Genomic DNA, 14,458 nt, shown 5'->3' on the forward strand with positions numbered 1-14,458 from the left:
ATGGCACTGGTTAAGCCATCCCAAGTCGATGGAAAGTGGCTGGATGGTGGCCGTAGCGGCTGGATTCTTCGTCTTCCCTCTATTCATGGCGTGGTTGGGCTGGGGCATATGGTCGAGGGTCAGGACTGGCGTAGGCGCCTGACTGGCCTTATCCGCCGTAGCGGCGCGCGGCCTCGATGGCCAGGCCGCTGCCGATGCTGCCGAAGGTGTCGCCCTCGGCGATGCGGGCGTTGGGCAGCAGTTCGGAGACGCAGCGGCGCAGGGCCGGCACACCGCTGGAGCCGCCGGTGAAGAACAGGGTGTCGACTTGCTCGCGGCTCACGCCGGCGCGGACCAGCAGTTCGTCGACGCCAGCGCGAATGCGCTCCAACAGCCCGTCGATGGCCTGCTCGAACATCGGCCGGTCGAGGTTCGCCTCGAGGCTGTCCTCGATCCGCGCCAGGTCGATGCGGTGAGCGTCCCGCTCGGTCAAGGCGATCTTCGCTTCTTCCACCTGCATCGCCAGCCAGTGGCCGGCGCGCTGCTCGGTGAGGCGTAGCAGGCGGTCAATACCGGTGGGGTCGACGATGTCGTAGCGCATGTTCTTCAGTGCCAGCTGGGCCTTCTGCGCATACACGGCGTTGATGGTGTGCCAGGTGGCCAGGTTGAGATGGTGGCTGGTGGGCATCAGCGCGTCGCTCTTCATCCGGCTGCCGTAGCCGAACAGTGGCATGATGCCGTCGAGGCTGAGCTGCTTGTCGAAGTCGGTGCCGCCGATGTGGACGCCTCCGGTGGCCAGGATGTCGTCCTGGCGCTCGGCTTTCTCGCGGCGCTCCGGCGCCAGGCGCACCAGGGAGAAGTCCGAGGTGCCGCCGCCGATGTCGACGATCAGCACCAGTTCCTCGCGCGTCACGCTGCGCTCATAGTCGAAGGCTGCGGCTATTGGTTCGAACTGGAACGACACTTCCTTGAAGCCGAGCTTATGCGCCACCGCCAGCAGGGTGTTGGCGGCCTCGGCATCGGCCTGCGGGTCGTCGTCGACGAAGAACACTGGGCGGCCCAGCACCACCTGCTCGAATTCACGGCCGGCCTGGGTCTCGGCGCGGCGTTTCAGCTCGCCAATGAAGAAGCCAAGCAGATCGCGGAACGGCAGGGCGCTGCCCAGCACGGTGGTCTCGCTCTTCAGCAGCTTGGAGCCGAGTAGACTCTTGAGAGCACGCATCAGACGGCCTTCGTAGCCATCCAGGTATTCGGCGAGCGCCTGGCGACCGTAGACCGGGCGGCGTTCCTCGGTGTTGAAGAAGATCACCGAGGGCAGGGTGATCTTGCCGTCTTCCAGCTCCAGCAGGGGCTCCACGCCTGGTCGCCACCAGCCGACGGTGGAGTTGGAGGTGCCGAAGTCGATGCCCAGGGCGTTGGCAGGAGCTGAATGGTTCATGGTGCGGGTGTTCCGAAAAAACGGCCGCGCATTCTATGCGAGTGCGTCAATCCGTGCATGCCGCAGATCGGCTTAGCTGCGCTAGGATGAAGCAATGGCTCGATGGAAAATGCGATGCGTAGCCGGCTGATCGCTTGGCTGGTGTTGGCCCTGTTGCCTCTCGTGGCGGCGGGTGAGTTACGCCTGCTTACCGAACAGGCTCCGCCGACCAGCTTCCTGCGTGATGGCGAGCCGGATGGCTACGCGGTCGAGGTGGTGCGCGAGTTGGTCCGGCGCACGGGCAGCCCCGCGCAGATCGAGATAATGCCCTGGACGCGTGGTTACTATCTGGCTCGTCACGATCCGCACACGGCCCTGTTCATGGTAGTGCGCACTCCTGAGCGCGAATCGATGTTCCGTTGGGTCGGTCCTATCCTGCAGGGCACCACTCGCTTCTATTCGCTCAAGGACAGCGGCCTGCGTATCGAAAGCCTGGACGCCGCCGCCCGCGCGGGTACGTTGGCTCTGCCGAAACAGTGGTATACCTACGAAACCCTTGAACGCATGGGCTTCACCAATCTGCACGGTGTTCCAGGTCCCAGGCAGATGGTGAGCATGCTCAAGCACGGGAGGGTCAAGCTGATTGCCACCGAGGATCTGACCCTGCGCGAGGAGCTGGCGATGGGCGGGCTAACGGTGGATGACGTCCAGGGGCATCTGGCGTTCATGCAATCCGACTACTACATCGCCTTCTCGCCGCACACGCCGCCCGAACAGGTCGCCAACTGGCAGCGTCATCTGGAGGCGATGCGTGCCGATGGCAGCCTGCGCCGCATCCGCCAGCGCTGGTTGCCGCAGGCGGAGCACCTCTGACGATTACTCGTGGTGTTCGCTGCCGAGGAAGGTCAGCGAGCTGAACAGACCAAGCTCCTCGATGTTCTTGTCACCTTTCACCGGTACGTACAGCGATGCGGCGATTACGTTCAGGCCGTCGTTGCGTACCGGCACGTCGGCATCGCCCTCGGCATCGGTGGTGGCACTGATGTCGTGAGGCATGCCGCGATAGTCGCCGATAAGTTGCACGTCTTTGGCCGGCTTGCCGTCCACCAGCACCCGTACGCGCAGTGTCTTGCCCGGACCGACCGTGAGTGGGTCGCTTTGCGGCACGATGGCCAGTCGCAGTTTGTCCAGCGCGGGCAGCTCGGCACCGTTCCGGAGGATCGCCAGGCTGTACTTGTAGGTGTGCAGGGAGTGGGTCGAATTCGGCACCTGGCTACGCCCCTGGTTGACCCACTGCTTGTCCGGCGTCTGCGACCAGGCGCCGTTATCCAGTGCCACGGCCAGTACGGCCGGCTTGCGAATGGGTTGAAGGCGGGCGTGGTCATCCAGGCGTTGCACGCTGACCGGGATCATCTTGCCGCCCGCGTCCCAGGACCAGGCGCCGCTGATCTTCTGCGCCTTGAAGGCGTCGTCTTCGGCGCCGTGGCCGTAAATCACTTCGTGGTTGCCACGGCGTTGTTCGGTCCACAGGCCATGGGCGGCAGCCTGGCCGCAGACGAACAGGCCGGCGAGCAGCAGGGGGAGGGTGGTACGCATCGGGAGTTTCCTTGTGATCAGAGGTTGAGGCTCAGGCTGAAGCTGAGGTTGCGGGGCTCGCCGGGCAGCACCCAGACGCTGTTGTAGGCGCGCTCGTAGTACTTGCGGTCGAAGACGTTGTTGAGGTTCACGCCCAGGGTCAGGTCCTCGCTGACCTTGTAGTGGCCGAGCAGGTCCAGCGTCTCGTAGGCGGCCAGGCGGAAGTCGCTGCCGGCCTGGCCGGAGCGTTCGCCGACATAGGTGACGGCCGCGCCGATATCCGATCCGTGCAGGGCGCCGCTCTGGAACTCGTACACCGCCAGCAGGCTGCCGCTGTGCTGCGGGATGCCGAGCAGGTCGCTGCCGGTGGGAATGGCGGCGTCGCCCTTGGTCACTTCGGCATCGATATAGGCGTAGGCGCCGATCAAGCGCACGGCGTCGCTGAGCTGGCCGCTGAACTGCATGTCCAGGCCCTGGCTGCGCGCCTTGCCGGCGGCCACGCTGTCGCCCAGGGCGTCGGTGGTGACGACGTTCTCCTTGTCGATGTGGAACAGCGCGATGGTGCCGCCCAGGCGGCCGTCGAACAGGTCCAGCTTGAGGCCGCTTTCGTAGCCCAGGCCCTTCTCCGGTTTGTACACCTGGCCCTGGCTGCCGATGGTGTTGGGCTTGAACGAGGTGCCGGCGTTGGCGAACACGCCCACTTCGGGAGTGAGCTGATAGAGCAGGCCGACCCGCGGCGTGGCGACGTCCTTCTCCTGCTCATTGCTGACGCGGGTGGTGCGGTTCAGCGAGGTCTGCTCGACCCGTTCCAGGCGTACTCCGACCAGGCCGCGCAGGCGTTCGCTGAAGGCGATCTGGTCCTGCAGGTTGAGCGCGTAGCTCTCGGTGTGCTCGTGGAAGTCGTTGGGCTTGGTGATCGGCGGTTTGGGCGCACCGTATACAGGCTTGTAGATATCCAGCCCATAGCTGGCCAGGGTCTCGCTCTGCGGGTACTTCTGGCTGTTGCGGTAGTTCTCGTACTCCAGGCCGATCAGGCTCTGGTGCTGCCAGCCGCCCAGCTCGAAGCTGCCGTGCAGCTCGGCCTGGGTGATGTTGTCGTTCCACTCGAAGTCGCGCTGGCGGTAGAAGCGGGTGATGGTGTCGCCGACCAATTTCTGCGGCTCCGAGCTGTCGCCGCGCAGGGTGCCCTGGGTGTAGTGATTGGCCAGGCGCAGCTTCCAGTCGTCGTTGAGGTAGCGCTCCAGCGCTAGGTCGAGGGTCTGGTTGTCGTTGCGGATCTCGCCGTCATTCGGCTCGCCGAAGAAGGATGATCGTTGCACTGCCCCCATCTCGCCGTTCACCGCCGGGATGCCGCGATCGAACACCGATTCGGTGCGCGAGAACTCGGCGTCGAGCATCAGCAGGGTGTCTTCATCCAGCTGCCAGCTGAGCGAGGGGGTGACCACCTGGCGGCTGTTGCCGACGTAATCGCGGAAGCTGCCGTTGTCCTCCACCGCCAGGTTGATGCGCGACAGCAGAGTGCCGTCCTCGTTGAGCGGGGTGTTGGCGTCCAAGCTGGTGCGGTAGCGATCCCAGCTGCCGGCGCTGAGGTTGAGCTTGCTGAACGCCTCCGCCTGCGGGCGCTTGCTGACGATGTTGACCAGGCCGCCCGGGTCGCCACGGCCATAGAGGCTGGCCGAGGGGCCCTTCAGTACTTCGATGCGCTCGATACCCGAGGCATCCGGCGAGCTGTAGCTGCCGCGGTTGATGGCGAAACCGTTGCGGTACAGCTCGCCGGTGGTGAAACCGCGCACGCTGTAGTTGAGGAAGGTCAGGCCTCCGAAGTTGTTCTGTCGCGACACGCCGCCGGCGAAGTCCAGGGCACGGTCGATGCGTGTGGTGTTGAGGTCTTCCAGCACCTGGGTCGGCACCACTTCGATGCTCTGCGGCGTGTCGCGGATATCCACATCGCTGCGTGTGGCGGTGCTGGAGCGAGTGGCGCGGTAGCCTTCAACCGGGCTGTTAGCGCTTTCGTAGGGGCTTTCAGTAATTGTCACGCTATCCAGCAGGATGGCTTTTTCCGCCCAGGCCGCGCCGCTGAGCAGGGTGGATGATATGCCTATCAATCCAATTTTTTTCACTTTTTTCATGCTATTTCCTTATATAGATGAAATAACATAACAATATTGACGTGTTCGAATCTACTCGCTGTCGGAAGTTTTGCTGTGCGAATAGAGCCCGGATTGCGTCTCTGGGAGGGGCAGCGCATAACTGATTTGCCAACTTCTGTTGGCAGAGCTTGGTTGTTTTTGTAGTTTTGCTACATAATTGGTCCGACCAAAAATACAAACGACATAGCCGTAGCGCCTTCCATGCAGAGAACCTCGCACCATGATCTTCGCGCGCAATTCCGCGCGCTGCTTAACTCGAATGCCTGTTACCACACGGCTTCGGTGTTCGACCCCATGTCTGCGCGAATCGCCTCCGACCTCGGTTTCGAGGTGGGAATCCTGGGTGGTTCTGTAGCTTCACTACAAGTTTTGGCTGCGCCGGACTTCGCCTTGATTACTCTCAGCGAGTTTGTCGAGCAGGCCTCACGTATTGGTCGAGTGGCACGTTTGCCGGTGATTGCCGATGCCGATCATGGCTACGGAAATGCACTCAACGTGATGCGCACCGTCGTCGAACTGGAGCGTGCGGGCATCGCTGCGCTGACTATCGAGGACACACTGTTGCCGGCACAGTTTGGCCGTAAGTCGACTGACCTGATCGGCATCGACGAAGGCGTCGGCAAGATCCGTGCGGCACTGGAGGCTCGGGTCGATTCGGACCTGGCGATCATCGCCCGGACCAACGCCGGGGTGCTCGAGGTGGACGAAGTAATCCGACGTACCAAGGCCTATCAGAGCGCCGGGGCGGATGGCATCTGCATGGTTGGCATACGCGACTTCGAGCACCTGGAGGCAATTGCGGAGAATCTCAGCGTCCCGCTGATGCTGGTCAGCTACGGCAACCCGTCGTTGCGTGACGATGCTCGTCTGGCCAGCCTCGGCGTACGCATTGTGGTCGACGGTCACGCCGCCTACTTCGCGGCCATCAAGGCGACCTACGACTGCCTGCGTGAGCAGCGCGGCATTGCGGCCAGTGACCTCAACGCCACTGAGTTGACGCACAAGTACACACAGCCCGAGGACTACATTGTCTGGGCGCGCGAGTACATGAACGTCAAGGAGTAGCAGTCGCCTCGTTCACCAGGCGCTGCAGCGAACCGTCCTGACGCATGTCGTCCAGGGTACGGTTGAAGCGCTGCAGCAGCTCACCCTGCTGGGCGCGTTTGGCGAACACGAGAAAGGTGGGATTGATGCTGAGCGGCTGGGGCAGTGGCTCCAGGTCCTCCAGCCCCGGTAGTTGCAGCAGGCGCTGGCCGGCCAGTTCGATGGCCACTACCGCATCCAGCCTGCCCGAGGCCAGCTTGCGCAGGTTGGCCTCGTCGGAGCTGCCCTCCTGGGCATGTATTCGACCGTCGCGCACTGCTCGGTCGAAGCTATCGGTATAGCTCCAGCCGCGAATGACGCCGATGCGCTTTCCGCGCAGGTCCTCGATTCGGTCGAATGGGAACCCTCGCGCGCGCTGTACATAGAGGAGCAGGCGCTCTTCGAATATTGGCTCGGAGTAGTCGAAGATCTTCAGGCGCTCACTATTGCGATAGATGCCGCCGATGCCCAGCTCACCGGCGGCGCCTCGAAGCATGGCGCGTTTCCATGGCATCGGCTGGATGGTCAGCGGCTCGCCCAGCCTGGCGAAGATTGCCTGCAGCAACTGTGGATAGAGGCCTTGGGCCTGGCCGTCCAGCTGGAACATGAAGGGTGGGTTGGCGTTGTCGATGGCCACCATTGTCTCGGCTCTTGCCAGCAGGGCAGCGCAGCTCAGCAGAACGACCGTTAGCAGACGTGAGCAGGACATCGCAGGTTCCTCCGCTACTGGTACAAGCATAGTCAGCCGACGCCCGCGCTGCGCTTGCATTCGCACGATGGCGGGCGCATATCTGTGTGGAGACAAGTGCTCGGAGGTGCTTCATGGCCGGGGGATGGACCAACGATGGTGCGGTACAGGAGCAGATCGACAGCAGTATCGAGGATGCGATAGCTCGCGCCCGCAGCCAGCTGCCGCGTGGCGAGAGTCTGAGTCACTGCGAGGAGTGTGACGCGCCTATTCCCGAGGCCCGTCGTCAGGCGGTGCCTGGTGTACACCTGTGCGTGAGCTGCCAAGCCGAGCGTGACCGCGAGCAGGCGTTCAGCGGCTACAACAGACGTGCTAGCAAGGACAGCCAGTTGCGCTGATTACGGGGTAATCGAGTAACCGCGAGCGCTCATGCAGCTGACATAGGCCTGGCTGGACCCGCTCTGCGTGGCCTGTTCGTCGCGCCGCTCCTCGCGCCTGTCGCGGCGTTGCCGGGAGCCTCCTACCACCACGCCGGCCGCCGCGGCTTCGCGTGCCTGGTTTTGTCGATACTCCTGCTTCACATCGTCATCCACCCGATCGTATGCCTCTTCGTGGCGCTGGCCCCGGACTTCTGCGGCCGCTGCTCCTGCGGCGGCTCCCACTGCAGCTCCCCTCAGGCGACCACCGCCGCCGCTATTGTCCGAACTGCTCGCTGGTTGGCTCTGGCAGCTGGCGATGTCGCTCTGAATCTGCTGCTGGCTCTGGCCGTTGAGTGGCACCAGCGTTTCTGCACTGGCAAGAGGGCTCAGCAGAACTGCGCAAGTCAGGGCGGTGATGGAAAAGGGTGTGGCGGTCATGGCGGTCTCTCCTTGATGGACCATCTAGCGGTACGGCTCTTTCAAGCGTAGCGGCGAGAGGGAGGGATGCCCGGTGACCATCGCTGCCGTTGGTCTGGCGGCGAGAGCTGCACCAGTCATGGTGCGTGAAGCCTATAGATAGGGGGGGAGATGAAGACTGTCTTCGGATGGCGGCATTGGCCGTTGAGACGGAGGTAGTGACCGTTCGGGGTCGATGACTGGATCGAGTCGTGATAGCGGGGCGAGTGCCCGATGCAAGAAAATATCAGGCCCAGCGGCGAACGCGCAGAGTGGGCATACCCGCCAGCGTCATGCTGGCACCGAGCAGCCCCAGCAGCAGTGTGCTGCCCCAGATCGCGCCTGCATCATCGATGACGGCGCTGCTGACAGGGGCCTCAGGGCGATAGTGCACGCCAACCGGCATGCCACGCTGATAACCGAAGACGAATCCATCCTGCGCGTAGGAAACGGCGTTACCTCGGTCATCGGTAAAGTTGATGCGCGGCTGTGAGCCGCTGGCCTCGAGTGAGCTTACCTGTCCGGAGGCGAACTTGGCCGTCTGCAGGAAATCGAGTCGCTCGGAGAAGGTGTGGACGGCTGCAAGCAGAAGCAGCGCACCTATCAGGGTAAACGGCATGCCTTTGGGCTTGGGGCGGGAAAAAGAGGTCGAGGCCATGTGGATCGAGCTCCTGTCGTCCAATTTTTATTTGTTTCAGGGTAGTGACGTCGTGTCAGAAGTACTGTGACGTTGTTCACGTCCATGTGGGCACAGGCAATATTCCCATTTGTTTCGGTTAGACCGAATTCGGCAGTTGCCCGACTAGCTGCTCAAGATTGAGCTGCATGAAGGTGAGGTCGAGCCATCGATCAAACTTGCGCCCTACCTGAGGCATCTGGCCAGTGATGACGAAGCCGAGGCGCTCATGCAGGGCGATGGAGGCGGCGTTTTCGCGCTCGATGGCGGCCACTATCACATGCAGGTTGGCTTGGCAGGCACGCTGAATCAGTGCTCGCAACAGTGCCTTGCCCAGACCCTTGCCTTGCTGGTCGCCGCGCACATAGACCGAATGCTCGACCGTGTGGCGGAAGCCGTCGAAGTTGCGCCAAGGGCCGTAGCTGGAATAGCCGAGCACATTGCCTTCTTCGTCCACTGCCACCAGCACCGGGAAGCCAGCGGCATTGCGATCCGTCAGCCAGGTACGGCGGTTTGCCAGGTCCACCAGGGTTTCGTTCCAGATGGCGGTGCTGTTCTGAACGGCGTCGTTGTAGATGGGCAGGATGCCGGCGAGATCGGCGTCGGCGGCATCACGAATCAGGTAGGACATATACGGCTCAAAGGGTGGTCATTGTGGAGCGGGGCGCCAGTGTAGCGTGCGAGCATGGGGTTAGGCCGTACTCATCTGTAGCCATTGCCTCGGGCTGGTATCGAACCAGCGGCGGAAGGCGCGGGAGAAGGCGCTGGTCTCGGAGTAGCCGAGCAGCGGCGCCAGTTCGCTGACCGGCAGGCGCCGGCGCAGGTAGTGCAGGGCCAGTTCGCGGCGCACCTGGTCGATCAGCGCAGAAAAGCACAGGTTCTGTTCGCGCAGGCGGCGCTGGAATGCCGCCGGGGTCAGGCCGAGGTGCGCGGCGATCTGTTCCAGCGCCGGCTCGCCCAGCGGCAGAGCGTCACGCACCAGGCCGCGGGCCTGATCAACCAGGCACTGCTGGTGCTGTTGGCCGCCGAGGCGGGCGATGGCGTCCTGCACCAGCATCAGCAGTACCGGGTCGCGCTCGGGCATCAGCCGGCCGACGATGTCGCGCTTGGGAATCAGCAGGGCATTGCACGGCTGGTCGAACAGGATCGGCGCATCGAACACCGTCTGGTGCTCGCGCCAGCCCTCCGGCTTGCCGTGCTCGAACAGCACCGCGCGCGGTGCCCAGGTCGGGCCCAGTACATGGCGCACCAGGTTCAACGCCATGCCCATGGTCAGCTCGGCGTCCTGGCGCTTGTCGAGGATCGCCGGATGGCGCACCTGATAGTCGAAGCGGTAGCACTCGCCGATATCCACCAGGCGGATCAGCGTGTCGTGCTGGTGATAGGGAAAAGCGCGGGCGAAGTTCTGCAGCGCCTGTTCCAGGCTATCCGAGCACAGCCCGACATAGCCGAGCAGGCCGAGGGCGCGCGGCTGGAACTGCTGGCCGTAGCGCAGGCCGAAGTTGTCGCAGCCCGATTGCGTGGCGGCTTCCTCCAGCACCTTGCAGTAGTTGCTCAGGCTCAGGCTCAGGGTCGGGTGCAGCAGCAGGTCGGGGTCGATGCCGGCGATGCCGAAGACCCGCTCGGCATCGCCACCCTGCAGGCCGATGAAGCGATCCAGTCCGCTGGCGGCGGCCGACAGCACGCCGAGATTGCTCGGGGCGTCGGTCATGGCCAGCGGATGGGGGATGTTCAGCGACATGGGCGGTGCGCATCAGAGAGATAGGTAACGTTTAGCAATACTCATGCCCCCTCGGCGAAGGCTCTAGATGAGCAAGTGGATCGCCTGCTCAGAATGGTTGTGCATTGCCTTGGGGCGGGCCCTCGGCGAAATGCACTCATGTGGCGCAAAGCCCGCCGCAGAGCGGTCTGCAGGCCTTGATGCGACTTGACTCTGCAGCTGCGCGCGGACTTTGCAAGGTCAAGTCTCGGCCGGGGTTGGCTGGATATCCTCGCCAAGCGATCGACGTCTGACGTGGCTCTCACATCGAGGAATTGGCAATGACAACAACGAAACTGAAACCGACGCTCGGCACCCTGCACCTGTGGGGCATCGCCGTGGGTCTGGTGATTTCCGGGGAATATTTTGGCTGGAGCTATGGCTGGGGCGTAGCGGGCACGCTGGGCTTCCTGGTCACCACGCTGATGGTGGCGACGATGTACAGCTGCTTCATCTTCAGCTTCACCGAGCTGACGACCGCAATACCGCATGCGGGCGGGCCCTTCGCCTATAGCCGCCGTGCGTTTGGCCCCGCCGGTGGGATGATCGCCGGCATGGCCACCCTGATCGAATTCGTCTTCGCTCCGCCGGCCATCGCCATGGCCATCGGTGCCTATCTCAACGTGCAGTTCCCCGGGCTCGACCCGAAACTGGCGGCGGTCGGTGCCTATTTCATCTTCATGACCCTCAACATCCTCGGCGTCAGCATCGCCGCCACCTTCGAACTGGTGGTGACTGTGCTGGCCGTGCTCGAGTTGCTGGTGTTCATGGGCGTGGTGGCGCCGGGCTTCAGCTTCAGCAACTTCGTGCTCGACGGCTGGGCCGGTAGCAACGTGTTCGGCATGCCTGCCATCGCCGGCATCTTCGCCGCGATTCCGTTCGCCATCTGGTTCTTCCTCGCCATCGAGGGGGCGGCCATGGCCGCCGAGGAAGCCAAGGACCCGAAACGCACCATTCCGCGTGCCTATATCGCCGGTATCCTGACCTTGGTCAGCCTGGCACTGGGTGTGATGGTGATGGCTGGTGGCGTGGGCGACTGGAAGGCCCTGTCCGGCATCAACGACCCGCTGCCGCAGGCGATGAAAACCGTGGTCGGCGAGAACTCCGGCTGGCTGCACATGCTGGTGTGGATCGGCCTGTTCGGTTTGGTGGCCAGCTTCCACGGCATCATCCTCGGCTACTCCCGCCAGTTCTTCGCCCTGGCTCGCGCAGGTTACCTGCCGCCGGCTCTGGCCAAGCTGTCGCGCTTCCACACCCCGCACCGGGCGATCATCGCCGGCGGCCTGGTCGGCATTGCGGCAATCTTCAGCGACGGCCTGATCAACCTGCAGGGCATGAGCCTGACCGCGGCGATGATCACCATGAGCGTGTTCGGCGCCATCGTCATGTACATCATGAGCATGCTCAGCCTGTTCAAGCTGCGTAAGAGCGAGCCGCACCTGGAGCGTACCTTCAAGGCGCCGGGCTATCCCGTGGTGCCGGGCATCGCTTTGGGCTTGGCGCTGGTGTGCCTGGCCGCGATGATCTGGTTCAACGGCACCATCGCGCTGCTGTTCCTCGGCCTGATGAGCATCGGCATGGTGTACTTCCTGCTGACCGGCGCTCAGCGCGACGCCGTGCCGGCCGACGTTCTGCTGCAACCGTAATGGATCCACGCCCGCCGGCAACGGCGGGCGCTTGTTTCAGGAGGTACCCATGGCCAGTTTCAGCCATACCGTCGGCCATCACACCTGGCGCTTCGACAGCCTGCGCGAGGTCATGGCCAAGGCCAGTCCGGCACGTTCCGGCGACTACCTGGCCGGCGTGGCCGCCAGCAGCGATGCCGAGCGTGTCGCCGCACAGATGGCGTTGGCCAATATCCCGCTCAAGCATTTTCTGAGTGAGGCACTGATTCCCTACGAAGACGACGAGATCACCCGGCTGATCATCGACACTCATGACGCGGTGGCTTTCGCCCCGGTCGCCCATCTCAGCGTCGGTGGCTTCCGCGACTGGCTGCTCGGCGAACGCGCCGACGAGGCCAGCCTGCGCGCCCTGGCGCCGGGGCTGACGCCGGAGATGGTGGCGGCGGTGTCGAAGATCATGCGCGTGCAGGACCTGATCCTGGTGGCGCAGAAGATTCGCGTGGTTACTCGTTTTCGCAACACCATGGGCCTGCGCGGCCGCATGTCGACGCGCTTGCAGCCCAACCACCCAACCGACGATCCGTCCGGCATTGCCGCCAGCATTCTCGATGGTCTGTTGTACGGCAACGGTGATGCCATGTTCGGCATCAACCCGGCCACCGACAGCCTGGGTGCGCTGACTGATCTGCTGAAGATGCTCGATGCGATCATCCAGCGTTACGAGATTCCCACCCAGGCCTGCGTGCTGACCCATGTCACCAGTTCCATCGCCGCCATCGAGCGCGGCGCGCCGGTGGACCTGGTGTTCCAGTCCATCGCCGGCACCGAGGCGGCCAACGCCGGCTTCGGCATCACCCTGCAGGTGCTGCAGGAGGGTTACGAGGCGGGTCTGTCGCAGAAACGCGGAACGCTGGGCGACAACCTGATGTATTTCGAAACCGGCCAGGGCAGCGCGCTGTCGGCCAACGCCCACCACGGTGTCGACCAGCAGACCTGCGAGGTGCGTGCCTACGCGGTGGCGCGCCACTACAAGCCGTTTCTGGTGAATACCGTGGTCGGCTTTATCGGCCCCGAGTACCTGTACAACGGCAAGCAGATTATCCGCGCCGGCCTGGAAGACCACTTCTGCGGCAAGCTGCTCGGCGTGCCGATGGGCTGCGACATCTGTTACACCAACCATGCCGAGGCCGATCAGGACGACATGGACACCCTGCTGACCCTGCTCGGTGCGGCCGGCATCAACTTCATCATGGGCATCCCCGGTTCCGACGACGTGATGCTCAACTACCAGACCACCTCGTTCCACGATGCGCTGTACGCCCGCCAGCTGCTCGGCCTGCGCCCGGCGCCGGAGTTCGAGGTGTGGCTGGAGCGCATGAACATCCTGCACCAGCAGGGCGGCCGCCTGCGTCTCGGCGACCCGGTGCCGCCGGCCTTCCGCAATGCCCTGGCGCAGCTCGCCTAGTTTTCCTCTTGCCTAGTTTTCCTCGCAGGTCCGCATGAGCGATTTCGACGACACCCCCGCCAGCAATCCCTGGGCCGCGCTACGCCGCCTGACCCCGGCGCGCATCGCCCTCGGCCGTGCCGGCACCAGTCTGCCCACCGGCGCGCAGCTGGACTTCCAGTTCGCCCACGCCCAGGCGCGCGATGCCGTGCATCTGCCGCTGGATGCCGATGAGCTGGCCACAGGCCTGACCGAGCGTGGCCACCAGGTGCTGCAGTTACACAGCGCGGCGGCGGACCGGAATACTTACCTGCAACGGCCTGATCTTGGTCGGCGCCTGGACGCCGCCTCGGTGCAGACCCTGCGCGACTATCCCCACGCCCATCCGGGCGGTTACGACTTGGCCGTGGTGATTGCCGATGGCCTCTCGGCTCTGGCCGTGCAACGCCACAGCCTGGCCTTTCTCGACCGCTGGCAGCAGCAGGCCAGCGAGGATGGCTGGACCCTGGCGCCGATCTGCCTAGTGCGCCAGGGGCGGGTGGCGGCGGCCGACGAGGTGGCCGAGCTGCTCGGCGCGAAGATGGTGGTGATCCTGATCGGCGAGCGTCCGGGGCTGAGCTCGCCGGACAGCCTCGGCCTGTACTTCACCTATGCGCCCAAGGTTGGCCTGACCGATGCATTCCGCAACTGCATTTCCAACGTGCGCTTGGAGGGCCTCAGCTACGGCCTGGCAGCGCACAAATTGCTATACCTAATGCGTGAGGCATGCCGGCGCAAGCTGTCGGGGGTCAATCTCAAGGATGAAGCGGAGATGGTCACCCTCGAAGGCGGGACGCCTTCCTCCCCTGACAACTTCCTGATTTCCGGCTGATCCGCCATGGGCGGCGCCGGCGCGCCGCTCTCCATCCACCTACGTGCATTTGTGGAGTTCCGGCCTATGTTTTTCATGCCCGCTCGCGTCGCCCAGCGCATGACCCTGGGTATTCTGCTGTTGCTGGCGCTGACCGCGTTGGCGATCTATTCCGTAATGACCCTGCGCGGCAAGCCACAGCTGGTCGAGGTCGGTAGCGCCGCCGCCGAACAGTCGGCAGTGGCCATGTCTCGCCAGCTGGCGCTGCAGCTCAACCTGATCGAGGGCACCACCGCGGCCATGGCGCACCTGGCCGAGACGCTGCCGCACGATGAGG

At 63.9% G+C, this 14,458-nt stretch carries 14 protein-coding genes; 6 read left to right on the forward strand and 8 right to left on the reverse strand.

Annotation, left to right across the window (positions count from 1 at the left end):
- Window positions 1–148: 148 nt before the first annotated feature.
- The gene (locus IB234_RS22295) at window positions 149–1,417 is read right to left on the reverse strand and encodes an Hsp70 family protein (protein ID WP_192322038.1); all 1,269 of its coding nucleotides are present in this window, start codon (window positions 1,415–1,417) and stop codon (window positions 149–151) included.
- Window positions 1,418–1,531: 114 nt separating this feature from the next.
- Between IB234_RS22295 and IB234_RS22300 the strand changes: the two genes are divergently transcribed.
- Window positions 1,532–2,269 (forward strand): substrate-binding periplasmic protein, encoded by a 738-nt coding sequence (locus IB234_RS22300; RefSeq protein ID WP_192322039.1) that lies wholly within the window; start codon window positions 1,532–1,534, stop codon window positions 2,267–2,269.
- A gap of 3 nt (window positions 2,270–2,272) precedes the next feature.
- Here the strand turns inward: IB234_RS22300 and IB234_RS22305 are convergent, their stop codons facing one another.
- The gene (locus tag IB234_RS22305) at window positions 2,273–2,992 is read right to left on the reverse strand and encodes a DUF4198 domain-containing protein (protein WP_192322040.1); all 720 of its coding nucleotides are present in this window, start codon (window positions 2,990–2,992) and stop codon (window positions 2,273–2,275) included.
- 17 nt (window positions 2,993–3,009) lie between these two features.
- Window positions 3,010–5,100, reverse strand: coding sequence for a TonB-dependent siderophore receptor (locus IB234_RS22310; protein WP_192322041.1), 2,091 nt, complete (start codon window positions 5,098–5,100; stop codon window positions 3,010–3,012).
- 222 nt (window positions 5,101–5,322) lie between these two features.
- Here IB234_RS22310 and IB234_RS22315 point away from each other — a divergent pair, with 222 nt between their 5' ends.
- The gene (locus tag IB234_RS22315; protein WP_192322042.1) at window positions 5,323–6,186 is read left to right on the forward strand and encodes an isocitrate lyase/PEP mutase family protein; all 864 of its coding nucleotides are present in this window, start codon (window positions 5,323–5,325) and stop codon (window positions 6,184–6,186) included.
- On the opposite strand, the gene IB234_RS22320 is transcribed toward IB234_RS22315, so the two are convergent.
- Window positions 6,176–6,913 (reverse strand): substrate-binding periplasmic protein, encoded by a 738-nt coding sequence (locus IB234_RS22320; protein WP_192322043.1) that lies wholly within the window; start codon window positions 6,911–6,913, stop codon window positions 6,176–6,178. The two genes, IB234_RS22315 and IB234_RS22320, sit on opposite strands and share 11 nt — an antisense overlap.
- Window positions 6,914–7,026: 113 nt before the next feature.
- Here IB234_RS22320 and IB234_RS22325 point away from each other — a divergent pair, with 113 nt between their 5' ends.
- Window positions 7,027–7,290, forward strand: a complete 264-nt coding sequence (locus IB234_RS22325; protein WP_192322044.1) for a DksA/TraR family C4-type zinc finger protein — start codon at window positions 7,027–7,029, stop codon at window positions 7,288–7,290.
- On the opposite strand, the gene IB234_RS22330 is transcribed toward IB234_RS22325, so the two are convergent.
- From IB234_RS22330 to IB234_RS22345, 4 genes are all read right to left on the reverse strand, one after another.
- Window positions 7,291–7,749, reverse strand: coding sequence for a YMGG-like glycine zipper-containing protein (locus IB234_RS22330; protein WP_192322045.1), 459 nt, complete (start codon window positions 7,747–7,749; stop codon window positions 7,291–7,293).
- 265 nt (window positions 7,750–8,014) lie between these two features.
- On the reverse strand, window positions 8,015–8,425 hold the full coding sequence (locus IB234_RS22335) for a DUF3592 domain-containing protein (protein WP_192322046.1): 411 nt from the start codon (window positions 8,423–8,425) through the stop codon (window positions 8,015–8,017).
- Between the two features lie 118 nt (window positions 8,426–8,543).
- Window positions 8,544–9,074 (reverse strand): GNAT family N-acetyltransferase, encoded by a 531-nt coding sequence (locus IB234_RS22340; RefSeq protein WP_192322047.1) that lies wholly within the window; start codon window positions 9,072–9,074, stop codon window positions 8,544–8,546.
- A 60-nt stretch (window positions 9,075–9,134) separates the two neighbouring features.
- Entirely contained in the window at window positions 9,135–10,184 is a 1,050-nt protein-coding gene (locus IB234_RS22345) for an AraC family transcriptional regulator (protein WP_192322048.1), read from the reverse strand.
- Between the two features lie 299 nt (window positions 10,185–10,483).
- Here IB234_RS22345 and eat point away from each other — a divergent pair, with 299 nt between their 5' ends.
- Genes eat through eutC form a run of 3 tightly spaced genes read left to right on the forward strand, consistent with a single transcriptional unit; the run spans window position 10,484 to window position 14,142 of the window.
- Entirely contained in the window at window positions 10,484–11,848 is a 1,365-nt protein-coding gene (eat, locus tag IB234_RS22350) for an ethanolamine permease (protein WP_192322049.1), read from the forward strand.
- A gap of 49 nt (window positions 11,849–11,897) precedes the next feature.
- A complete protein-coding gene (locus IB234_RS22355; protein WP_192322050.1) occupies window positions 11,898–13,292 on the forward strand; it encodes an ethanolamine ammonia-lyase subunit EutB in 1,395 nt (464 codons plus the stop codon).
- Between the two features lie 34 nt (window positions 13,293–13,326).
- Window positions 13,327–14,142 (forward strand): ethanolamine ammonia-lyase subunit EutC, encoded by an 816-nt coding sequence (gene eutC / locus IB234_RS22360; protein WP_192322051.1) that lies wholly within the window; start codon window positions 13,327–13,329, stop codon window positions 14,140–14,142.
- The last annotated feature ends 316 nt before the right edge of the window (window positions 14,143–14,458 follow it).

This window comes from Pseudomonas sp. PDM16 (assembly GCF_014851865.1).
Lineage (GTDB): Bacteria > Pseudomonadota > Gammaproteobacteria > Pseudomonadales > Pseudomonadaceae > Aquipseudomonas.